The organism is Burkholderia sp. LS-044 (genome assembly GCF_004803625.1).
In the GTDB taxonomy this organism is placed as follows: domain Bacteria; phylum Pseudomonadota; class Gammaproteobacteria; order Burkholderiales; family Burkholderiaceae; genus Burkholderia; species Burkholderia cepacia.
Window position 1 is genome coordinate 515998 of record NZ_SSWO01000001.1, and the last position, 22101, is coordinate 538098.

A 22101-nucleotide genomic window follows, 5' to 3' on the forward strand; every position below is an offset into this window, starting at 1 on the left:
GGATGGCACGAGGCGGCCCGAGCGGCGAGTATAGCCGCGCATCGATGACCTTGCCGCCCGTGGGGTTTCGCGCGCTACGCCTCCAGCGCGAGCAACGCGAACGTCGCGAGCCAGTGCTCGCCCATGTAGTCGCCGGCCACGTGCGCGAGCGCGCTCGCGAGGTGCCGGCCGGCCGCATCGAGCAGCTTCGCGCGCCGCGCGTCGCCTTCCGGCAGCGCGCCGGCGAGCGCGCGCTGGCACCACGCGCGGCTCAGGTTCAGCCCGTCGAGATGGGCGATCTTGCCGTCGCTGCGATCGCTGACCGTCGCCGGCTCGAACAGCGTCGCCGGCTCGCCGCGCGCGAGATCGGGCAGGAAGCGCGCGAACCAGCCGTCGAATTCGGCGGCCGGCAGCACGCGCCGCATCAGCTCGGCCTCCATCAGCGCCGGCGACAGGAATTCGTCGCCCGACGGCTCCCACGCCTGGCACGCGACGTCGTTCAGGTGCCAGCGCTTCGCGGTATCGACGATCAGCGCCGCGAGCCCGTCGCGCTGCGTGTCGCGCGCGAAGTCGAGCGTGAGCGCCAGCGCGAACGCGGTGTTGAAGTGCGTGCCGACGCGCAGCGGATAGGTCGCTTTCGGCAGGAAGGTCTCGAAGCGCGACACGAACAGGTCGGTGAGCGGTGCCATCGTCTTCGCCCAGCGCGCGGCCTGCGGCAGCGCGCCCCTCAGCGCGAGCCGCTCGAGCTGCGCGGCGAGCGCGAGCAGCCACGCCCAGCCGTAGGGCCGCTCGAAGCCGCTGTTGTGCGGCAGCGCGAGGTACGCCCGCTCGCCGGCGACGTTCGCATCGGTGAAGTGCGCATCGACGATCGCGACGATGCGTTCGGCCTCCGGCAATGCCGGGTAGCGTTCGAGCACGCGCAGCACGAGCCAGTAGCCGTGCACGCACGAGTGCCAGTCGTAGCTGCCGTAGAAGATCGGGTGCAGCGCGCGCGGCCCTTGCACGTCTTGCGGGCCGGCGAGCGAATGCGTGAGCTTGTTCGGATATTCGCGGGTCAGGTGCGCGAGCGCGAGCGACGCGAACTTCGACGCGAGTTCGGGGGTGAGTCGGTCGGTCATGAGGATCTCGTCCATCGAGTCAGAAGCGGAATACGAACGCATACATCAGCAACGTGTTCACGGCGAGCAGCAGCACGGCGGTCGGCCACTGCGCCTTGATCACGCCGTTCTTGTCCTTCAGTTCGAGCAGCGCCGACGGCACGATGTTGAAGTTCGCGGCCATCGGCGTCATCAGCGTACCGCAGAAGCCGCTCAGCATCCCGATCGCGCCGACGATCGCCGGGTTGCCGTGGAACTGGTGGACGATCAGCGGCAGGCCGATGCCGGCCGTCATCACGGGGAACGCGGCGAAGCCGTTGCCCATGATCATCGTGAACAGCGCCATGCCGACCGTGTAGGCCGCGACCACCGCGAACGGCGAATCGATCGGCACCCACTCCTTCACGAGCCCCGACACCACGCCGCCGACACCCGCGACCGCGAACAGCGCGCCGAGCGCCGCGAGCATCTGCGGCAGGATCGCGGCCCAGCCGACCGCATCCATCGTATGGCGTGCCTCCCTCACCGCATGCACCGGCGAATCGCGCAGCATCGCGAGCGCGACGGCGAACGCGACGAGCGTGCCGAGCACGAGCGAGATCAGCGTCACGCTCTTCTGGTCGACGAACGGCACGCCCTTCAGCGCGAACGTCCCGATCAGCGTGACGACCGGAATCAGCAGCGCGGGCAGGAACAGCCGGTTGCCGAAACGCTGCGCGAGCGTCTCGCGGCGCACGGCCGCGGCTTCCCCGGCTTCGTCGGACTTGCCGCGCCCGAGCTTGCCCGAGCCGGCGAGCACCGCGAGCGCGATCGCGAGGCAGCCCGTCACGAAATGCGGCAGCAGCGCGCCGAACAGGAACGTGACCGCGTAGATCGCCCAGAACGCGAAATTGACGATGCGGCGCGGGTTCGTGCGGTCCGTCAGGTTGAAGCACGCGAACGCGGCGAACATCAGCCCCGCGAGCGTGTACAACGATTCGAGGCCGATCATCGCGCGCCCTCCCGCCCGACCAGGCCGAAGCCGCGCGTGAGCCGGCGGTCGAGCAGCGCGAGGCGCGTGCAGTGGATCAGCAGCGCGGCGATCGCGGTCGGGATCGCCCACACCGACAGGTGCAGCGGTTCGATGGAAATCCCGTTCTGTTCGAGAAAGCCCTTGATCAGCAGGATCGACTGGATCGCGATGAAGATGTCCTCGCCGAAGAACACGGCGACGTTGTCGACGCCCGACGCATGCGCGCGGATCTGCTGGCGCACCGCTTCGGGCAGCTCGCCGTGCCGGTTGACCGCGGCAGCCTCGGCCATCGGCGCGATCAGCGGCCGCACCATCTGCGCATGGCCGCCGAGCGACGTGAGGCCGAGCGCGGCCGTCGCCTGGCGCAGCACGAAGTACAGCATCAGCACGCGGCCGGTGGTGGCCGCCTGCACACGCGAGATCATCCGCTTCGCCTGTTCCTTGAGCCCGTTGCGCTCGAGCAGCGCGATCACCGGCAGCGTCAGCCAGATGAGCCCCATGTAGCGGTTTTCGGTGAACGCCTTGCCGAACGCGCTGACGATGTCGACGAGATTCAGCCCGCCCGCCAGCCCCGTCGCGAGCCCCGCGATCGTGACCACCAGCAGCGCATTGAAGCGCAGCGCAAAACCGATCACGACGATCGGCACCCCAATCAGCACCAGCATTGCTCCTCCTTGTATCGGACGCGCGGCGCCTTGGCAACGCGCCGCCTGCCCGGTTTGGACCGGGCTCTGACGGCGCAATCTAGCACGAGACTTTATCGATAAAAAGTCGACAATTTGCTGCTTCGGGTAAACGTTGAAGTGTGCGGACACCGTGCCCGAACCATGTGTCGGCGACGTTTCATCCGAGGAATCGGTGGCTGGCCGGCCGGCGCGGACGCACCGGTCGCGGCACGCGCGTTGCCGCCCCGGAGGGCAGCGTGCGACGGGCCGCCGCGCGTGGCGGAGCACCGGTGCGCCGACTAAACTGGAAAGCATCGGCAACGGACGGGAGAGCCGCCATGATTGACGTATTCCAGACCATCGGCAGCCGCGCGTTCTCCGCTCATCTGGCGAAGGACGGGATGGTGACGCTGATGGAGCAACGCCATGAGGTCGATCGCGTGACGCTCGCGACCGCGTATGCCGCGCTCGTCGAGGAAGCCGAGCAGGAAGACGACCTGCTCGACGCGACGGTCGAAGGCATGATGCGCGCGCTGATCCAGGGGTACGCGCGCAGCCATTGACGGCGCGGCCGGTTTCCTCCGGCGCCCGTCGAAGCGGAAAACGGGCCTGCGCGGGCGCTACGCGGCCGGCGTGCCGGCACCCATGTCGAACCACCGGCCCGCGCGCAGTTGCCGGTAGTCGGCCTGCGTGAAGATTCTCAGCAGGTTCGCGACCGCGCCGTTGCTGGCGCGGTCGAGCGCCGTCATGAAGGCTTCGACTTCGTCGCGGCCTGCAAACAGGATCGTGCTGAAGTAGCGTTCGCGTTCCGCGTCGGACAGGTTCGTCGCGCTCAGCTGGTATGGATGGTGAAGCGCCGCGAACAGGAAGTAGTAGCGCTCGGCGTCGTCGCGCAGCACGCGCACCGCGTCGGGTTCGACCGGGAAATCGCGGTGGAACGACGCATGTCCGCTCTCGATGTAGATCCGGTACAGCAACCGGCCGTCATGCTCGGTGACGATCGGCGCCCACGGGTCGCGGCTGACGAGTACGGTGTCGGGCACGGCCATCCTGAATTCTCCCCGTCTTTTGCTTCGAAGCCGCCACGGTAACATGCCGGCTTCCGCGGCCTGCCGTGCCGAAACCGCGCGGCCATGCATGCACGCGCGGGCCGGCCCGGCTCCGCCGCCCGCTGCAAACACCGCACAGTCATAGAGGAAACGCACTGAATCGGCGCAATGCGCAAATTTTTCGATTGCCGCCGCCCGCGCCGCATGACAGCATTCGGGGCGTCGCCAACCGAAAAGAATGCCGTGCCGTCCGGCCGCCGATGCCGTCCGGCGGCGCCGAACAGGCCCCCTCCTTCCATGAACCCGGCCCACCTCCAGCATCACGAACCGACCGGAGAATTCCGCTTGTGAACATCGGCATCGTCAACGACCTCCCGCTTGCCGTCGAGGCGATGCGCCGCGCGATCGCGCGACGGCCCGAGCACCGCGTGCTGTGGGTCGCGACCGACGGCGCGCAAGCCGTCGAACTATGCGCCACGCAGCCGCCTGACGTCGTGCTGATGGACCTGATCATGCCGAAATTCGACGGGATCGAAGCGACGCGGCGGATCATGCGATCCGAACGACCGTGCGCGATCCTGATCGTGACGAGCTGCATCGGCGCGAATGCGTGGCGCGTGTTCGAGGCGATGGGCGCCGGCGCGCTCGACGCGGTCGATACGCCGCGGCTCGGCGACGGCTCGGCCGGCGACACGACCCGGCTGCTGCTCGCGAAGATCGACCAGATCGGCCGCCTGCTCGACGCGCCCGGCGGCTCGCGCCTCGCCGGCACGCCCCCGCGCACCGGCGGCGGACCGCTGATCGCGATCGGCGCATCGGCCGGCGGCCCCGGCGCGCTCGCGTCGGTCCTCGGCGGCCTGCCGGCCGATTTCAACGCACCGATCGTGATCGTGCAGCACGTCGACCGCGCGTTCGCCGAAGGCATGGCGCAATGGCTCGACGGCCAGACGTCGCTCGCCGTGCGCGTCGCGCGCGAAGGCGACCGCCCGCAGCCGGGCGTCGCGCTGCTCGCCGCAACCGACGACCACCTGCGCATCACGCGCGCCGGCACGCTCGAATACACGCGCGAGCCGGCCGCCACGCCGTATCGCCCGTCGGTCGACGTGTTCTTCAACAGCCTGACCGAGCACTGGCCCGGCCGCGTGATCGGCGTGCTGCTCACGGGGATGGGCCGCGACGGCGCGATCGGCCTGAAGGCGCTGCGGATGAAGGGCTACCATACGATCGCGCAGGACGAGGCGACGAGCGCCGTCTACGGCATGCCGAAGGCGGCCGCGACGCTCGGCGCGGCGCGCGCGATCCTGCCGCTCGGACGCATCGCGGGCGAGCTGGCGGCGCTCGCACGGATCTGAAGCCCGATGAACACTTGCAACACCCATGCCTGCCCTCGCAACAACCCGCATCGACCATGACCATTGACCCGACTCACCCGCCAGGCGGCCCCTACGTGCCGCCCGCCGACGTGCCGGCGATGGTGCTGCTGGTCGACGACCAGACGATCGTCGCGGAAGCCGTACGGCGCGCGCTCGTCGACGAGGAAGGCATCGATTTTCACTATTGCCCGCGTTCGGACGACGCGATGGCCACCGCGATCGAGACGCGGCCGACCGTGATCCTGCAGGACCTCGTGATGCCCGGCACCGACGGGCTGAGCCTCGTGAAGGCGTACCGGACGAATCCGGCGACGCGCGACGTGCCGATCATCGTGCTGTCGACGCAGGAAGAGCCCGTGATCAAGAGCGCCGCCTTCGCGGCCGGCGCGAACGACTACCTCGTGAAGCTGCCCGACCGCATCGAGCTCGTCGCGCGCGTGCGCTATCACTCGCGCTCGTACATGAACCTGCTGCAGCGCGACGAGGCCTATCGCGCGCTGCGGCAATCGCAGCAGCAGTTGCTCGAAGCCAATCTCGAGCTGCGGCGCCTCACGCATTCGGACGGCCTCACCGGGCTGTCGAACCGGCGCTATCTCGACGAATACCTCGCCGCCGAATGGCGGCGCGGCACGCGCGAGCGCAGCGAGCTGTCGCTGCTGATGATCGACGTCGACAATTTCAAGCTGTACAACGACACGTACGGCCACGTGTCGGGCGACAGCGTGCTCAAGCAGATCGCGTCGACCATCGAGCGCTGTCTCGGCCAGTCGGGGGATCTCGCCGCGCGTTTCGGCGGCGAGGAATTCGCGGTCGTGATGCCGGCCACGTCGCCGGGTGCCGCGCGGCTGCTCGGCGAAAAGATCCGCCTCGCGGTCGAGGCGCTGCGGCTCCAGCATGCGCATTCGTCGACGGGCGACACCGTGACGATCAGCATCGGCGGCGCGACCATCGTGCCGACGCCGGGCCTGCCGACGACCGTGCTGATCGAAGCGGCCGACCGCGCGCTCTATCGCGCGAAGCACGAGGGCAAGAACCGCGTCGAGATCGACGCGACGCCGACACCGCCCGTCCCCGGCGGCTTCGGTGCGCCGCGCGCCGACTGAACGCCGAACGCCGGCTCGGCGCCTCGCTCACGCGGCGCCGAGCCGGCGCGCGTAGTCGCTCGGGTCCAGCGGGCGGCTGAACAGGTAGCCCTGCTGCATGTCGCAGCCGATCTGCTGCAGGAACCACGACTGCGCCTGCGTCTCGACCCCTTCGGCCGTGACCTTCATCCCGAGCGAATGCGCCATCGCGACGACGGCCTGCGTGATCGCCACCGAATCGTGATGATCGGGCACGCCCGACACGAACGAGCGGTCGACCTTCAGGTTGTGCAGCGGAAAGCGCTTCAGGTACGCGAGCGACGAATAGCCGGTGCCGAAATCGTCGACCGAGATGCGCACGTTCATGTCCGTGAGCGCCTCGAGCATCGGCAGCACGGTGTCCGTGTCGTTCATCAGCAGTCCTTCTGTAATCTCGAGCTCGAGCGCGGACGGATCGAGCCGCGTCTGCGCGAGGCAGCGACCGACCGACTCGACGAGGCCTTCGTGGAACTGCCGCGGCGACAGGTTGACGGCCAGCACCAGGTCGGGCGCGATCGTGCGGCGCCATTCGGCCGCCTGCCGGCACGCGGTTTCGAGCACCCACTGGCCGATCGCGACGATCTGCCCCGTATCTTCCGCGACCGGAATGAACTCCGCCGGCGACATCGGCCCGAGCTCGGGGCTCGTCCAGCGCAGCAGCGCCTCGGCGCCGACGGTGCGGCCGCTGCGCGCGTCGACGACGGGCTGATACGCGAGCCGCAGCATGTCCGACGCGAGCGCGCGCCGCAGCGACTGCTCGATCGCGAAGCGGCGCTGCAGCCGCAGGTTGAGCTGCGCGGTGAAGAACGTGAAGTGGTTGCGGCCGCGCTGCTTCGCGTCGTACATCGCCGAATCCGCGTTGCGCATCAACGTGACGGCATCGTCGCCGTCGCGCGGCGCGACGCTGATCCCGATCGACACGCCGAGCCAGTATTCGTTGTTCGCGATCGCGAACGGCTTCGCGATCGCGTCGATCACCTCGCGCGCGAGCACCGCGAGCTTGTCGGGATCGTCGCAGTCGTCGACGAGGATCACGAACTCGTCGCCGCCGACGCGCGTGAGCGCATGCTGCCCGCCTCCGCACGCCGCGAGCCGCGCCGCGACGCTGCGCAGCAGCGCGTCGCCCGCGTCGTGGCCGGCCGTGTCGTTGACCTTCTTGAAGCCGACGAGATCGATGAACAGGATCGCGACGCGCGCGGGCCCGCCCGCCGCATCGTGGCCGCCGAACAGCTCGCGCATGCGGTCGCCGAGCCAGCGGCGGTTGTAGAGGCCCGTCAGCGCATCGCGCGTCGCCAGGTAGCGCAGCTGCTGCTGCGCTTCGCGCACGGGGCCGATGTCGTTGAATGAAACGAGCACCGAGTCGGCCTGCGTTTCGCCCGGCCTCACGATCGGCACCGCGTTGCCGCGCACCCAGATGGTGTCGCCGTCCGCCAGGCCGAAACCGACCGTGTAGTCGAGCATCGGCGTGGCCGTTTCGAGCGCGCGCCGGCTCGGCCAGTCGTCGGGCGCGATCGGCGTGCCGTCCTCGCGCAGCTTGCGCAGGATCACCGTCGACAGCCTGCGGCCGACGAGGTCGCCCTTCACGCGCATCATCCGGTTCGCACTCGGGTTGCTCGCGACCACGACGCCATCGCGCGACACGACGAGGATCCCTTCGTTCAGGCTGTTCACCACGAGCCTGTGATGTTCCTCGCTGCGCGCGAGCTGTCGCGCGATCCGGTCCTGGTGCACCGCGAGGCCGACGCTGTTGCCGATGTCGCGCAGCAGTTCGGTTTCCTCGTCGCTCGGCCGGCGCGGCATGCGGTGATAGACGGCGAACGCGCCCAGCACGGCGCCCGCGTCGTCGAGGAACGGCACCGACCAGCACGCGCGCAGGCCCAGCGGCAGCGCAACCGCACGATAGTCGGCCCACAGGGGATCGGTTTCGATATCTTCGACGACGACCATCCGGCGCAGGTACATCGCCGTGCCGCACGAGCCGGCCACCGGCCCGATCGTCGCGCCTTCGATCGCCGCGCTGTACTGTCGGGGCAGCGACGGCGCGGCGCCGACGTGCACGTGCACGCCGTCGATATCGAGCAGCAGGATCGTGCACGACGCACCGTCGCCGAGCAAAGCCTCGGCGCGCCGGCAGACTTCGACGAGCAGCTCCGGCAGCGGTGTGTTGCGCGTGATCAGCCTCAGCACGCTTTGCTCGGACGCGAGCACTTCCGCCGCGAGCCCGAGACTGTAACGAGAACTTTGCGGTTCGGTATTCAAGATGAATCCTGCCGTCTGTCCGATCGGGTCTGATGCGCCCGATTCGTTTTCGATCCTTCGTGCCGTTTTTCGCTCCGGGTATACGCCGATGCCCGGTGCGCCCCGTATTGCACGCGGTGCCAACGCGCGCCGAAATACATTTAACACCAATCCGTGGCAACCCGGGCGTCCATGCGCATCAGGGGTTACACGCGGTCGATGCGGCATGTTTGGCCGGCAGTCAGTCCGCCGGAAGACCTGCGCGCGGCGCGACCGCTCCCGGCAAGGCCGTGCGCCATGCGGGCCGTGTTCGAAAGCGATTCGTCAGCTTGCGGCGGCGCCCCGGCTCCGTTCGCGTTCGATCGTCTGCGCCGGAATCCGTGCGCGTAATCGCCTTCGATGCGTTGGTGGCGGCCGCGACCGCCACGCTCCGGGCGCTGCGCCCGGCGCCGATGCATCGGGCATCGGGCCCGCACACGCGCCGGCCAGGTTTGCAGCGCCGCGCCTGTGCGAGCGTCAATCCTTCCGGATGTGTTCGGCCAGGAAATCGATCAGCAGCCGCACGCGCGGCAGCAGCCCGCGCCGCGACGGAAACACCGCGTGCACCACGCCGCCCTTCGGCGCCCAGCCGGGCAGCACGTCGACCAGCGTGCCGTCGCGCAGGTCGTCCTCGACGACCATGCACGGCAGCTGCACGATGCCGACGCCGTGAATCGCCGCATCGCGCAACGCGTGCATGTCGTCCGTGACGAAGCGCGGATGATGGCGCAACTGCGCATGCTCGCCGTTCGGCCCAACCAGCTGCCACACGTGATGCCGCGCCGGCCCCCAGTCGAGACTCGGCGCGCCGGCCAGCCCGGCCGGGTCCGACAGCGGCGCGCGCCCGTCCAGCCAGTGCGGCGCGGCCACCAGCCGCTGCGGGCTGTCGGCGAGCACGCGCATCACGAGATCGCTGTCCTCCAGCGGCGGGAAGCGCACCCGCAGCGCGAGGTCGAACCCTTCGCTCAGCAGGTCGACGCGGCGGTTCGTCGCCTCGAGATGCACCTGCACCTGCGGATGAATCGCCATGAAGCGCGCGACCAGTTCGCTCACGCGATATTCGAGCAGCGCGGTCGGGCAACTGACGCGGACGACGCCGCGCGGCTCCGCGTGCCGGCGCTCGATCACCTCGCGCGCGGCGTCGGCCTCGACCAGCACCGCGAGGCAGCGCTCATGGAATTCGCGTCCGGTTTCCGTGACGGTGAAATGACGCGTCGTACGCTGCAGCAGCCGCACGTCGTACTTCGCTTCCAGCGCGGCGATACGCCGGCTCAGTGTCGATTTCGGCACGTCCAGCGCGCGCCCGGCCTGCGTGAACCCGCCGTGTTCGACCACCTTCACGAAATAGTAGAGGTCGTTCAGGTCATCCATGATTGTTCCACCCATAGAACACTGACGGCATTTTAAGGGACTGGAACGCCGGTTGTTGCACGCCTAGCATCGTGTTTCAGCGTGGATCGAGCGTGTCGCGGCAGCCGGGGATTTTCTCGACCGGCTTCTTCGCCGGACCCGACGGTTCACTGGACCTGGATTTACCCCCTCACTTCCCGCACCGTCACTGGAGACAACCATGGCAAGCGAACCGGTTCGCGACCCCGCGAACGACCACCTGCTCACCCCGCAGAACGCGGCGTTCATCGTCATCGATTACCAGCCGGTCCAGGTGAACTCCATCGCGTCGATGGATCGCCAGCTGCTGATCAACAACATCGTCGGCGCGTCGAAGGCGGCCGTCGCGTACAACCTGCCGATCGTCCACTCGACCGTGAACGTGAAGACGGGCCTGAACAAGCCGCCGATCCCGCAGTTGCGCGCGGCGCTCGAAGGTTATCCGACCTACGACCGCACCAGCATCAACTCGTGGGAGGACGTCGAATTCCGCAAGGCCGTCGAAGCGACCGGCCGCAAGAAACTGATCATGACCGCGCTGTGGACCGAAGCGTGCCTGACGTTCCCGGCGCTCGACGCGCTGAAGGCCGGTTACGAGGTGTACGTGGTCGTCGATGCGGTCGGCGGCACGTCGGTCGCCGCGCACGAAGCCGCGCTGCGCCGCATCGAACAGGCCGGCGGCCAGATGATCAGCGTCGCGCAGCTGTTCTGCGAACTGCAGCGCGACTGGGCGCGCAGCGCCACCGTGCCGGCATTCATCGACCTGTTCATCGAAACCGGCGGCACCGCGGGCATCCAGTTCTCGTACGACAAGAGCTGACCGGCACGGCACGCGCGGCGGCCGGCGTGTCCGGCCGTCGGCGCGCGCCGTTGCCCTGCTTCTCCGTTCCGGCGCGGCCGGACTGCATCGCGGCCGGCAGGCCGCGTTTTCGTATCCGTGATTCAATGTCGATGGCTCCGGCGCCGCGCATCGCGCGCGGCACGGCGATGTGTACCCTCATCGATTGACCTTCACAGGATCACCATGACGAACCCTGCCGAAATCAAGGCGCTCGTTTTCGATGTATTCGGAACGATCGTCGACTGGAGAAGCGGCGTCGCACGCGGCGCCGCCGCGTTCCTCGATCGCCACGCACCCGCACTCGACCCGTTCGAATTCGCCGATACGTGGCGGGCCGAATATTCGCCGTCGATGGAAGAAATCCGCAGCGGGCGCCGCCGCTACGTGCGGCTCGACGTCCTGCATCGCGAGAACCTCGTGCGCACGCTCGACCGCTACGGAATCGTCGACGTGCCCGACGCCGACATCGACGCACTCAACCTCGCGTGGCACAGCCTCGACCCGTGGCCCGACGCCGTCGCGGCGCTGCAGCGGCTGAAGCGACGCTACATCATCGCGCCGCTGTCGAACGGCAACATCCGGCTGATGGTCGACGTCGCGAAACGCGCGGGGCTGCCGTGGGATGCGATCCTCGGCGCGGAAGTCGTGCGCGCGTACAAGCCGTCGCCGCAGGTGTACAGCGATACCGTCGAGATTCTCGGCATCGAGCCGGCCGAGCTGTGCCTGGTCGCCGCGCACAACGGCGATCTCGCGGCCGCACGCCGGCAGGGGCTGTCGACCGCGTTCGTGCTGCGGCCGACCGAACACGGGCCCGGCCAGACGACCGACCTGCGAGCCGTTGATCAGTGGGACTTCGACGTCAAGGACCTGAACGAACTCGCGGACCGGCTGGGCTGCCCGGGTTGAAGGCCTCCGGGTCAGGGTGCGCGAGCGTGGCGCTGGCGGCCACGATGCGGGGCCGGTGGAACGGCACGTCAAGCAGGACAAACGCACCGACAGACGACTGATAGACTCCGCAAACCTTATCCCATTGCAGCGGCCTGCCCTGATGTCGTCACCCCTGCGTCCCGTAGAAGGCAAACTGACCGCGATGCGCTTTCTCGAGCGCCCCGACCAGGGCAGCGCCGGAAGCCGTCAGGTGCCGCCCGTCGACCCCGAAGCCCGCAAGAAATCGCTCGGCTACTGGTTCACGCACACCCTGGTGCCGATCCTCGCGGCACTCACCGGCAACGGGGCCGCGGCCAATGCCCTGGTGTTTCAGCAAGCCGACGAGGATCTCGTCCTGGCCGAGTTGAACGCCGCGGCCGACAAGGTCGAGCATCCGGCGACATGGTCGTACGCGAACCTGCGCGAAACCAGGACCTTCGCGTCGGCAAACGCGTTCGTGACCGTGGGGAAGAACGGCAGGATCCTGTTCGCGAAGCTACCGGTGGAAATCGAAATCGGCGGCGGGTCGTACCGCGGGTTCCTCGGCGGGCAGTGCTTCGACGTCGGCGACGACGTGGTTGCCGTGGTCGATCGCCGCGGCCGCCTGTTTGCGCTGTCGTCGCCGGACCGGCGCCGCACGGTCATGGATCACACGTGCAGCGACACGGGGCTGGCCGGCCTGACGCACGACATCTGGCTGGCGTGGAAATGGATGTTCATCGGCATGAACTGCTTTGTCATCCCGATGATGATCGTGCTGCTCTGGACCGGCGACGACGGCTTTTCCGACCTGGGTACCGACCTGGCCATGCTGCTGGGCGGGCCGGCCGCGATCGGCGTCATGCTCGCGCTGCTCTTGGGCGTGCGGTTGTCGTGGGCCGACTGGCTGCCGGCGTGGCGCACGTCGGGCATCCTGAAGGCGCTGGGCCGCCCGGATCTGTGCACGGTCGATTTCCTGACTATGCGCACCGAGGCCGAACGCAACGGCCAGGTGCGCGACACGGATGTCGGGCAAATCTATTACGCGCCCGTGCCCAAGACCTAGCGCACCGCCTCCATCGCACCCGCCCGCCCCTGCGCCGCCATCGCGAGACGCCGCCAGTTGCGGGCCGCATACCGGTGCGCCTGCCGCAACGCGAGCCACAGCCCGATCTGCCGAACCGGCTTGAAGAGGCCACGCGCGCTGAACACGGTGCGCCGTTCGACGCGCGTCCTGCCGCCTTCCACCGGTGTCAGCGTGAATTCGTCCTCAAGCAGGCCGACCCAGTCGCGACACCACACCGTCGACGCCACCATCCGGTAACGCAGCCGGCGATGCTCGTCGAGCACGAGGATCCGCTGGTCGATGGTGCCGCGATCGGTCGTGCACTGCCGCGTGTTGCCGACGGCCGGCACGCCTTCGAGCACGCGGCAGCTGACCGGCTTCGGCACGCCGAGGCGGAACAGCAACGGCCGCGTGTCGTCCATCCGGGCATGGAGGAAATGCGGCCAGACATGCTCGGGCCGGCAATCGAACGTCCACTGCGAATGAATTTCCACGACCGTCTCCTGGCGGTTGCCGGTGCGGGCATGATGACACAACCGCCCCGCCGCATTCGTCACTTCACGACGGCACGCCACGCGGTTCGCGCGTAGATGAGCAGCAACGGCAGCAGCGCCAGCGCGAACAGCAGGCCAAGCGCCAGCACCCACACCGGCCACTGTTCGGGATTCCCCCGCACCCAGTAGCGGTACGGCACGCTCAGGAACGCGATTTCCATCAGCAGCGCACCGAGCGGCACGAGCGCGTTCATCACCACGGCCACGCCGAATCGGGCCGCACCGTCGATGTTCTTCCCCGCACCGTACGCCGCGATCAGGTAGACGAAATACCCGATGATCGCGACCATCAGCGCGCCGCCGGCCAGCAGGCCGACACTGCGCACGCTGCGTTCATGCAACTGGGTAGCCCCGGCCGGCAACACGACATCGATCTTCTCGCCGATCTCCGGCACGCCGCCCGATCGGATGTTGCCCGGCAGCACGACCCGCTCGCCATCCGGCATCATGGCTTCCAGGATCGACGTGTACTTGATGCACCGATATCGTTCGGTGCGCCCGCTGCTGTCGCGTCGCTCGCAGGTGTCCCACTCGGACTGGTAGGACACGACGGTCGCCTCGTATTTCGGCGACACGGCCAGTGCGTAGAGTTCGTCGCCGATCCAGTACGCGAACGGGAAAAACAGCGACACCAGGCAAAAGCACACGAGCCACCAGAAGGCGACCGCGCCGCCCGCCCCGCGCTTGCCGCCGGTCTGTCGGCGCACCATGCGCGACGCGAGCCAGTACGCGGCCACGCCGAATACCGCCACACAGACCACGAACACCTTGCCCGCCTGCGTCAACGCCATCTGCCTTTCCCCCGATAACCGGCCGGATCTTCGTCGGCCATTTTTTCAATTCAGATCAACTCGTTCGTCACCGCCCCGCCCGCCATTCCGTCAGGCCGGCTCGCCGACGAATCTCAGCGTCCCCGATTCGCCCGACAGCAGCGCGCGATTCGCGTCCGCCGCCGCGCGCAGGTAATCCCACAGCGCGGTCACGCGCCGCAGCTTGCGCAGGTCCTCGCGGCACGTCAGCCAGAAGCACCGCGTGACGACCACGTCGTCCGGCAGCACGGCCACCAGCGCCGGCTGCGTGGCCGCCATGAAGCACGGCAGGATCGCGAGCCCGCCGCCCTGCAGCGCCGCGAAATACTGCGCGATCACGCTCGTCGTGCGCAGCCCGGCCGTCGCGCCCGGCACCGCCCGGTCGAGGTACAGCAGCTCGTTGCTGAACGCGAGATCGTCGACATAGCTGATGAACGCGTGCTCCGCGAGATCGTCGGTACAGGTGATCGGTGGATGGTTCGCGAGATAGTCGCGCGTCGCGTAGAGCCGCAACTGGTAATCGCACAGCTTCGTAACCACGTAAGGCCCGCGCTCGGGCCGCTCGAGCGTGATCGCGAGGTCCGCCTCGCGCTTGGGCAGGTTGACGAAATGCGGCACCGGCAGCAGGTCGACCGTCACGTGCGGATGCTCGGCGCGAAACTGCGCGAGCTGCGGCGCGAGGAAAAAGCACCCGAACCCCTCGGTCGACCCGATCCGCACATGGCCCGACAGCGCCTCGCCCGTATTCGCGACCTGGTCGCACGCGGACTGCACGGTCGTCTCCATCGCGTCCGCATACGCGACGAGCCGCTGGCCTTCGGCCGTCAGCGTGAAGCCGCCGGAGCGCGACTTGTCGAACAGCAGCGTGCCCATCGCCGCCTCGAGCGCGCGGATGCGCCGCGCGACGGTCGTGTAGTCGACGCCCAGCCGCTTCGCGGCGCCGCTCGCCCGCTGCGTGCGCGCGACTTCGAGGAAAAAACGCAGGTCGTCCCAGTTCAGGTTGCCGGAAACCGGCTCGGTGGCATGTCGCATCGGCGAGGGAAAAAGGGGCGGGAGTCTCCGGGTCGGCCGTCGATATGCATAAATGCACATCCAACCGGTTTCTTTATCGGTACATGATGAATCTGCGCATAACTATACTCGACCGTGACCTGCGGACCACGAGCCGCGGCACCACCACGGAGACACCATGCAGACGCGATCCACCCTCGATGAGCATGCGACAGTCGCGGCACCTGCGCCCGAGCGCACCGCGAAGCACCACCTGCTGGCCGGCTGGGCCAGCATGGCCGGCACCACGATCGAGTGGTACGACTTCTTCCTCTACGGCACGGCCGCCGCGCTCGTGTTCAACCGCATCTTCTTCCCGTCGCTGGACCCCGTCGTCGGCACGCTCGCCGCGTTCGGCACGTTCGCGGTCGGCTTCATCGGGCGGCCGATGGGCGGCATCGTGTTCGGCCACTTCGGCGACCGCATCGGCCGCAAGTCGATGCTGATGATCACGCTGCTGCTGATGGGCGTGCCGAGCATGATCATCGGGCTGATCCCGTCGTACGACAGCATCGGCTACTGGGCCGCCGCGCTGCTGATCGGGATGCGGTTCCTGCAAGGGATGGCCGTCGGCGGCGAATGGGGCGGCGCGGTGCTGATGGCCGTCGAACACGCGCCGAAGGGCCGCAAGGGGCTGTTCGGCAGCCTGCCGCAGACGGGCGTCGGGCTCGGCCTGATCCTGTCGTCGGTCGCGATGGCCGCGGTGGCCGCGCTGCCGGAAGCCGACATGCTGTCGTGGGGCTGGCGCGTGCCGTTCCTCGCGAGCATCGCGCTCGTCGGCCTCGGCTGGTTCATCCGCGCGAAGGTGCCCGAATCGCCCGACTTCGAGAAGATGCAGCGCCAGGGCAAGGCCGAGAAGTCGCCGGTGACGGCCGCGCTGCGCCGCCATCCGCGCGAGGTGCTGACGATCGTCGGCGCACGCGCCGCCGAGAACACCTGGTTCTACATGGTCGTCACGTTCGCGCTCGCCTACGCGACGCAGCAGCTGCATCTGCCGAAGGCCGAGATGCTGCACGCGATCACGGCCGGCGCCGCGCTGTCGCTCGTCACGATGCCGCTGTGCGGCCATCTCAGCGACCGCATCGGCCAGCGCCGGATGTTCGCGATCGGCCTCGTGCTGATGTGCGCGTTCGCCGCGCCGTTCTTCATGATGCTCGGCACACAGCAGACGTCGACCGCATGGTGGGCGATCGTGCTCGGCCTCGGCGTCGTGTTCCCGATTCTCTATGCGCCGGAATCGCTGCTGTTCGCGCAGCAGTTCCCGGCGGAGATCCGCTACAGCGGCATCTCGCTGTCGGTGCAGCTGGCCGGCGTGATCGGCGGCGGCTTCGCGCCGATGATCGCGACGTCGCTGCTCAAGGCCGGCGGCGGCCAGCCGCATTACGTGATCGCTTACCTCGTCGGCTTCGGCGTGTTCGCGCTCGTGTGTACCGCGTTGATGCGGCCGGCGCGCGCGTGAGCACGCCGCCGGCATCCGATCGATTTCAGTTCGTCCTGCCGTCCGCCGTGCGTGCATGCGCGGCGGCGGATACGGGCCGCCTTGTTTGTCATCACCTCGTTCCCCGGAGAGTTCCATGAACGCCGCAGTTCCCCAGACCACCCTCGCCCTGCCCACCGCCAAGCTGCTGATCGACGGCGCGTTCGTCGAATCGCAAAGCGCCGAATGGGGCGACATCGTCAACCCCGCGACGCAGGAAGTGATCGGCCGCGTGCCGTATGCGACGCTCGACGAGGTCGACGCCGCGATCGCGTCCGCGCAGCGCGCGTTCCAGACGTGGAAGACGACGCCGATCGGCGCGCGCCTGCGCATCATGCTGAAGTTCCAGGATCTCGTGCGCCGCAATCTCGAACGGATCGCGCACACGCTGACGGCCGAGCAGGGCAAGACGCTGCCCGATGCGCAGGGCGACATCTTCCGCGGCCTCGAAGTCGTCGAGCACGCGTGCTCGATCGGCACGCTGCAGCAAGGCGAATTCGCGGAGAACGTGGCGGGCGGCGTCGATACCTACACGCTGCGCCAGCCGATCGGCGTGTGCGCGGGCATCACGCCGTTCAACTTCCCCGGGATGATCCCGCTGTGGATGTTCCCGATGGCGATCGTCTGCGGCAACACGTTCGTGCTGAAGCCGTCGGAGCAGGATCCTCTGTCGACGATGCAGCTCGTCGAGCTCGCGATCGAGGCCGGCGTGCCGCAAGGCGTGCTGAACGTCGTGCACGGCGGCAAGACGGTGGTCGACCGCCTCTGCACGCACCCGGACATCAAGGCGATCTCGTTCGTCGGCTCGACGCGCGTCGGCACGCACGTGTACAACCTCGGCAGCCAGCACGGCAAGCGCGTGCAGTCGATGATGGGCGCGAAGAACCACGCGGTCGTGCTGCCCGACGCGCACCGCGAGCAGACGATCAACGCGCTCGTCGGCGCGGGCTTCGGCGCGGCCGGCCAGCGCTGCATGGCGACGTCGGTCGTCGTGCTGGTCGGCACGGCGCGCGACTGGCTGCCCGAGCTCGTCGAGAAAGCGAAGGCGCTGAAGGTCAACGCAGGCCACGAACCGGGTACCGATGTCGGCCCGGTCGTGTCGAAGGCCGCGCATGCGCGCATCACCGCGCTGATCGACGAGGGCGTGAAGGCCGGCGCGAAGCTCGAACTCGACGGCCGCAACGTGAAGGTGCCCGGCTACGAGCAGGGCAACTTCGTCGGCCCGACGATCTTCTCGGGTGTGACGACCGACATGTCGATCTATACGGAAGAAATCTTCGGGCCGGTGGTGGTCGTGCTCGAAGCCGACACGCTCGACGACGCGATCGCGCTCGTCAACCGCAACCCGATGGGCAACGGCGTGGGGCTGTTCACGCAGAGCGGCGCGGCGGCACGCAAGTTCCAGAGCGAGATCGACATCGGCCAGGTCGGCATCAACATCCCGATTCCGGTGCCGGTGCCCTACTTCAGCTTCACGGGTTCGCGCGGCTCGAAGCTCGGCGATCTCGGCCCGTACGGCAAGCAGGTCGTGCAGTTCTACACGCAGACGAAGACGGTCACCGCGCGCTGGTTCGACGACGACGCGACGGCCGGCGGCGTGAACACGACGATCGCGCTGCGCTGAGCGAGGGCATGCACATGGACATCGCATTCATCGGACTCGGCAACATGGGCGGCCCCATGGCCGCCAACCTGCTGAAAGCCGGCCACGCGCTGACGGTGTTCGACCTCGACGCGCACGCGGTCGACGTCGCGGTGCGCGCCGGCGCGACCGCCGCCGGCTCGCCGCGCGAAGCGGCCGCGCGCGGCGCGGTCGTGATCACGATGCTGCCGGCCGCGCAACACGTGCGCGCGGTCTATCTCGGCGACGACGGCGTCCTGGCCGGCGCGCACGCCGGCGCGACGCTGATCGACTGCAGCACGATCGATCCCGGCACCGTGCGCGCAGTGGCCGACGCCGCCGCGCAGCGCGGCTTCCCGCTCGCCGACGCCCCCGTGTCGGGCGGCACCGGCGGCGCGCAGGCCGGCACGCTGACCTTCATGGTCGGCGCGGACGCCGCACTGTTCGAGCGCATCCGCCCCGTGCTGCTCGACATGGGCAAGAACGTCGTGCATTGCGGCGGCACGGGCACCGGGCAAATCGCGAAGATCTGCAACAACCTGCTGCTCGGAATCTCGATGATGGGCGTCTCGGAAGCGATGGCGCTCGGCGCCGCGCTCGGCATCGATCCGTCCGTGCTGGCGGGCATCATCAATACGTCGACCGGCCGCTGCTGGAGCTCGGACACGTACAACCCGTATCCGGGCGTGAGCGACACCGCGCCGGCCGCGCGCGGCTATGCGGGCGGATTCGCGGCGAACCTGATGCTGAAGGATCTCGGGCTCGCGACCGAAGCGGCACGGAGCGCGCACCAGCCGGTGTGGATGGGCGCACTCGCGCAGCAGCTCTATCAGTCGATGAGCCAGCAGGGGCTCGGCACGCTCGACTTCTCCGCGTGCGTGAAGCTGTACGAGGCGCAGCCGGCGTAATCGCCGCAGCCGAGGCCGGACGTGCGCCGACCCGCGATGTGCCTGAACGGCCTCGCGGGTCGGTTTGCATCGGGGAGAAGGAAAACGCGGACGGCGGCGGCGTGCGACGCCGCCGGTCGCTCAACCGCGCGGATTCGACGCCGTCTCGAAGGTCGGATGGCACTCGAACGCGAGTTCGGAGCGCGCGCCGACACGGCTGCCGCTGGTCAGCGCCTCCTGCTTCAGGCTGGCGCGCATGCCGCGCTGCGTGCAGTAGTTGGTGGCTTCGTCGACGGCCTTCGTATGGGCGTCGGCCCACGTCGTCGATACGCCGACCGTGCGCGTCGTCACGGTAAATACGTTCGGGTTCGACGTCGCGGTCACGTCGGAAGCGGTCGAACACGCGGCGAGCAAGCATACAGCAGCCGCGACGGTCAACCATCGCAGGGTTCGAAAGGAAACTGGAGTGGACATGGGGGGCAAGCGCACGTACTTCGACGTGCATTGAGCAACATAGGCGACAGTATGCCTGCTCGATCGCCGGAGATCATGCCCCTTTCGGTGAACACATTGTTTCGAATGGTTAAACGATGACGGATGCAGGCAAGATTTACAGCCCTCGCCGGCGGCCGGCTTCGGCCGGCAGGTAGTTTCGCCCTGCCCGCACGCCGTTGCGGGCGCGCCGGGCGGCGCGACGTCCGGGGCGAGCCCCGCCGGCCGGGTCGGCGCCGACGCGGCCCCGCGCCCGGCTCCTGCGACACCGCCCTTTTTACAAGCCGCGCGCCCCCTCTCCCTCACCCCTGACCGGCCCCGCCCCGCACCCGGCCGCCCGGCGCCCCGTCGTCAGACAGGCACATCGCTTGCGCCACCCACGCGCCCGCCGATCCGGCGGACAACATCCTTCCCGCAACCGGCGTTGCTCACCACGCGACCTTCGCGTGGCGATCCCGCATCGCAAACAGGTTCCCCTGAACGAGAGGACAACATGAAATCAATACGAACGATAGCGGCCCTGTGCTCCATCATTTCCGTGCTCGCGGCATGTGGCGGCGACGGCAACGACGTCGGCACCGAGCTCGGCATCTCGAAGCCGCAGGCGCGCTTCATCAACGCGGTGCCGGCCGGCCCGAACCTCGACTACTACCTGAACGCCAAGATCGACCAGTCGGGTGTCGCGTACAAGGGCGTGACGCGCTATCACGACGTCGACTCGGGCACGCAGACCGCGAGCTACGACATCTCGGGCACGACCTCGACCATCGCGTCGCAATCGTTCAGCGCGGCGAACGGCCATCACTACACGACGATCGCGCTGCCGAGCACGACGTCGCTGATCTCTGTGATCGACGATCCGTACGACAAGGGCCTGCTGTCTGACAAGGCGCGCGTGCGCAGCTTCAATGCATCGCCGAACGCGCAGAACATCGACATGTACGTCGTCCCGCCCGGCACCGACATCACGACGCAAAGCCCGACGCTCGCGGGCGCGGCCTACCAGAACGCGGTGCCGGCCTCGACGCAGGATTCGATCTACCTGAACGGCGGCAGCTACCAGGTGATCGTCACGACGGCCGGCAGCAAGACACCAATCCTCAAGACCGCGCCGGTCACCATCAACAACAACGCCGACTGGCTGCTGCTGACGATTCCGTCGGGCGGGGTCGGCGACGTGACGCCGAACGATATCCACGTGCTGGTTGCGCAAGGCAACGACGCCGATACGTCCGCGCAGGAACTCGGGCCGCAGTAACGGCCGAACACGGCGGCGGCGATCGTGGCGGACGGTGCGAGTGCACCGGCCGCCCCGCGCCGGGTAACGGTATCCGGCGGTATCAGTCGATCCGCTCGAGGCAGATCACGTGCTCGGCGCGCGCACCGTCGCCGTGCTCGACGTCGACATCGCCGACATGCCGCACGCGCCAGCCCGGCCGCGTCGCGATCTGCGGCATGTTGCCGCCCGGCCGGCTCTCGATCCCGCCGAGCCCCTCGTCGGGCGTATCGACCGCATCGTCGAGCGACGCGTTCGAGTAGATCACGTTGTCCTGCAGTTCCGACGCGCCGGTGCGCGCCTCCATGCCCTTGCCGTCGACGTCGACCGTGTTGTCGGTCATCGCCATGTTCGCGTTGTCGAGCGTGACGATCCGGCCGGCCGCGCGACGCACGGGATCGCCGCTGTCGACCGCATGCGCGCCGACGTCGATCGGCGGCAGGCCGGTCGGCGTTTTCGCCGCGACCGCCTCGGGCGTCAGCGGCCGCTTCGCCACCTCGGCGGCCTCTGCGGCCTGGGTCGCCGCGTCGGGCATGTCGCCGGCCGCCGGGGTCTTCACCGGACTCTTCGCAATCTGTTCCTGCTGCTGTTGCGGGGTTGGATTCGATTCCGCGTTCTGCATCGCACCTCCTGTTCCGGACGGCGTGCGCCGGCGTGATGCCGGCGCCGGTCCGGGAATCGCTACAACGGTCCTTGCAAATCTTTCACGCGCAGGGACGCCGCGCACGCGCGTCCTGCGACGCCCATGCGGCATGGGCATGCCGCACGGCAGCGCACGGGTGACGAACCGGCGCACGCCGCGTGCACGTGCGCCGCCCGCCTGATGCCGGTCAGCCGCCGCTTGCGCCCGCCGGCGCGGAAGCCGCGCCCGGCATGCTTGCCGCGCCGCCCGGCGTGCCCGACGGCGCGGTGGACGGCGCCGGCGACATGCCGCCCGTGGCGCTGGTGTCCGAGCTCGCACCGGTACCTGTGTCGCTCTTTTTCTGGCAACCCGCACCCGCCGCCAGGCCGGCGATCAGGATGCCGGCGAAGACGGCTCGCGATACGTGACGAAGGGAATATCGCTGCATGACACCTCCGCTGATGTCGGTGGATGGAACCCTTCGACGCGCAATCCCCGTGCCTCGCCATCGATCCCTCCCATTCATTTTTCAAATGAC

Annotated in this window: 22 protein-coding genes; 10 read left to right on the plus strand and 12 right to left on the minus strand. The window is 68.6% G+C overall.

What is annotated here, in order from left to right; all coding sequences use genetic code 11:
- Positions 1 to 74: 74 nt before the first annotated feature.
- The 3 genes from E9536_RS02240 to E9536_RS02250 are packed head-to-tail and all read right to left on the minus strand — an operon-like array spanning position 75 to position 2753.
- Complete coding sequence (locus E9536_RS02240; protein WP_027791244.1) at positions 75 to 1097, minus strand: DUF2891 domain-containing protein; 1023 nt, start codon at positions 1095 to 1097, stop codon at positions 75 to 77.
- A gap of 19 nt (positions 1098 to 1116) precedes the next feature.
- On the minus strand, positions 1117 to 2067 hold the full coding sequence (locus E9536_RS02245) for a DUF979 domain-containing protein (RefSeq protein WP_136469206.1): 951 nt from the start codon (positions 2065 to 2067) through the stop codon (positions 1117 to 1119).
- Positions 2064 to 2753, minus strand: coding sequence for a DUF969 domain-containing protein (locus E9536_RS02250; RefSeq protein WP_027791242.1), 690 nt, complete (start codon positions 2751 to 2753; stop codon positions 2064 to 2066). The genes E9536_RS02245 and E9536_RS02250 overlap by 4 nt, the downstream gene beginning before the upstream one ends.
- A gap of 338 nt (positions 2754 to 3091) precedes the next feature.
- Here E9536_RS02250 and E9536_RS02255 point away from each other — a divergent pair, with 338 nt between their 5' ends.
- The gene (locus tag E9536_RS02255; protein ID WP_027791241.1) at positions 3092 to 3316 is read left to right on the plus strand and encodes a hypothetical protein; all 225 of its coding nucleotides are present in this window, start codon (positions 3092 to 3094) and stop codon (positions 3314 to 3316) included.
- A gap of 57 nt (positions 3317 to 3373) precedes the next feature.
- On the opposite strand, the gene E9536_RS02260 is transcribed toward E9536_RS02255, so the two are convergent.
- Positions 3374 to 3802 (minus strand): hypothetical protein, encoded by a 429-nt coding sequence (locus E9536_RS02260; RefSeq protein WP_136469207.1) that lies wholly within the window; start codon positions 3800 to 3802, stop codon positions 3374 to 3376.
- 347 nt (positions 3803 to 4149) lie between these two features.
- Between E9536_RS02260 and E9536_RS02265 the strand changes: the two genes are divergently transcribed.
- Both E9536_RS02265 and E9536_RS02270 read left to right on the plus strand, forming a co-directional pair.
- Positions 4150 to 5154 (plus strand): chemotaxis response regulator protein-glutamate methylesterase, encoded by a 1005-nt coding sequence (locus E9536_RS02265; RefSeq protein WP_027791239.1) that lies wholly within the window; start codon positions 4150 to 4152, stop codon positions 5152 to 5154.
- Positions 5155 to 5210: 56 nt separating this feature from the next.
- Positions 5211 to 6278, plus strand: coding sequence for a PleD family two-component system response regulator (locus E9536_RS02270; protein ID WP_059694254.1), 1068 nt, complete (start codon positions 5211 to 5213; stop codon positions 6276 to 6278).
- Positions 6279 to 6305: 27 nt separating this feature from the next.
- Here the strand turns inward: E9536_RS02270 and E9536_RS02275 are convergent, their stop codons facing one another.
- Positions 6306 to 8555 (minus strand): EAL domain-containing protein, encoded by a 2250-nt coding sequence (locus E9536_RS02275; protein WP_027791237.1) that lies wholly within the window; start codon positions 8553 to 8555, stop codon positions 6306 to 6308.
- A gap of 495 nt (positions 8556 to 9050) precedes the next feature.
- Complete coding sequence (locus E9536_RS02280) at positions 9051 to 9944, minus strand: LysR substrate-binding domain-containing protein (RefSeq protein ID WP_048025782.1); 894 nt, start codon at positions 9942 to 9944, stop codon at positions 9051 to 9053.
- 199 nt (positions 9945 to 10143) lie between these two features.
- Between E9536_RS02280 and E9536_RS02285 the strand changes: the two genes are divergently transcribed.
- From E9536_RS02285 to E9536_RS02295, 3 genes are all read left to right on the plus strand, one after another.
- The gene (locus tag E9536_RS02285) at positions 10144 to 10782 is read left to right on the plus strand and encodes a hydrolase (protein ID WP_060357626.1); all 639 of its coding nucleotides are present in this window, start codon (positions 10144 to 10146) and stop codon (positions 10780 to 10782) included.
- A gap of 204 nt (positions 10783 to 10986) precedes the next feature.
- The gene (locus tag E9536_RS02290; protein ID WP_027791234.1) at positions 10987 to 11709 is read left to right on the plus strand and encodes a haloacid dehalogenase type II; all 723 of its coding nucleotides are present in this window, start codon (positions 10987 to 10989) and stop codon (positions 11707 to 11709) included.
- A gap of 55 nt (positions 11710 to 11764) precedes the next feature.
- Complete coding sequence (locus tag E9536_RS02295) at positions 11765 to 12775, plus strand: hypothetical protein (RefSeq protein WP_247873404.1); 1011 nt, start codon at positions 11765 to 11767, stop codon at positions 12773 to 12775.
- Here E9536_RS02295 and E9536_RS02300 read toward each other — a convergent pair.
- From E9536_RS02300 to E9536_RS02310, 3 genes are all read right to left on the minus strand, one after another.
- Positions 12772 to 13269, minus strand: coding sequence for an SRPBCC family protein (locus E9536_RS02300; protein ID WP_059694250.1), 498 nt, complete (start codon positions 13267 to 13269; stop codon positions 12772 to 12774). The genes E9536_RS02295 and E9536_RS02300 overlap by 4 nt on opposite strands.
- Positions 13270 to 13328: 59 nt before the next feature.
- Positions 13329 to 14120 carry a uracil permease gene (locus E9536_RS02305; RefSeq protein ID WP_136469208.1) on the minus strand — a complete coding sequence of 264 codons (792 nt, stop codon included), beginning with the start codon at positions 14118 to 14120 and terminating at the stop codon, positions 13329 to 13331.
- 90 nt (positions 14121 to 14210) lie between these two features.
- Positions 14211 to 15170: a LysR family transcriptional regulator gene (locus E9536_RS02310; protein WP_060085041.1), complete on the minus strand. Its 960-nt coding sequence runs from the start codon at positions 15168 to 15170 to the stop codon at positions 14211 to 14213.
- A gap of 157 nt (positions 15171 to 15327) precedes the next feature.
- Here E9536_RS02310 and E9536_RS02315 point away from each other — a divergent pair, with 157 nt between their 5' ends.
- The 3 genes from E9536_RS02315 (at position 15328) to mmsB (ending at position 19194) form a co-directional block, all read left to right on the plus strand.
- Positions 15328 to 16647, plus strand: a complete 1320-nt coding sequence (locus E9536_RS02315) for an MFS transporter (RefSeq protein WP_027791229.1) — start codon at positions 15328 to 15330, stop codon at positions 16645 to 16647.
- 115 nt (positions 16648 to 16762) lie between these two features.
- Positions 16763 to 18289 carry a CoA-acylating methylmalonate-semialdehyde dehydrogenase gene (locus tag E9536_RS02320; RefSeq protein WP_027791228.1) on the plus strand — a complete coding sequence of 509 codons (1527 nt, stop codon included), beginning with the start codon at positions 16763 to 16765 and terminating at the stop codon, positions 18287 to 18289.
- Between the two features lie 14 nt (positions 18290 to 18303).
- Entirely contained in the window at positions 18304 to 19194 is an 891-nt protein-coding gene (gene mmsB / locus E9536_RS02325) for a 3-hydroxyisobutyrate dehydrogenase (protein ID WP_059694247.1), read from the plus strand.
- Positions 19195 to 19314: 120 nt separating this feature from the next.
- Here the strand turns inward: mmsB and E9536_RS02330 are convergent, their stop codons facing one another.
- On the minus strand, positions 19315 to 19647 hold the full coding sequence (locus E9536_RS02330) for a hypothetical protein (RefSeq protein ID WP_059684256.1): 333 nt from the start codon (positions 19645 to 19647) through the stop codon (positions 19315 to 19317).
- Positions 19648 to 20158: 511 nt separating this feature from the next.
- Here E9536_RS02330 and E9536_RS02335 point away from each other — a divergent pair.
- Positions 20159 to 20923: a DUF4397 domain-containing protein gene (locus tag E9536_RS02335; RefSeq protein WP_060173204.1), complete on the plus strand. Its 765-nt coding sequence runs from the start codon at positions 20159 to 20161 to the stop codon at positions 20921 to 20923.
- A gap of 82 nt (positions 20924 to 21005) precedes the next feature.
- On the opposite strand, the gene E9536_RS02340 is transcribed toward E9536_RS02335, so the two are convergent.
- Both E9536_RS02340 and E9536_RS41280 read right to left on the minus strand, forming a co-directional pair.
- Positions 21006 to 21563 (minus strand): DUF3005 domain-containing protein, encoded by a 558-nt coding sequence (locus E9536_RS02340; RefSeq protein ID WP_136469209.1) that lies wholly within the window; start codon positions 21561 to 21563, stop codon positions 21006 to 21008.
- Positions 21564 to 21771: 208 nt separating this feature from the next.
- Positions 21772 to 22011, minus strand: a complete 240-nt coding sequence (locus E9536_RS41280; protein WP_060314592.1) for a hypothetical protein — start codon at positions 22009 to 22011, stop codon at positions 21772 to 21774.
- Positions 22012 to 22101 lie beyond the last annotated feature (90 nt).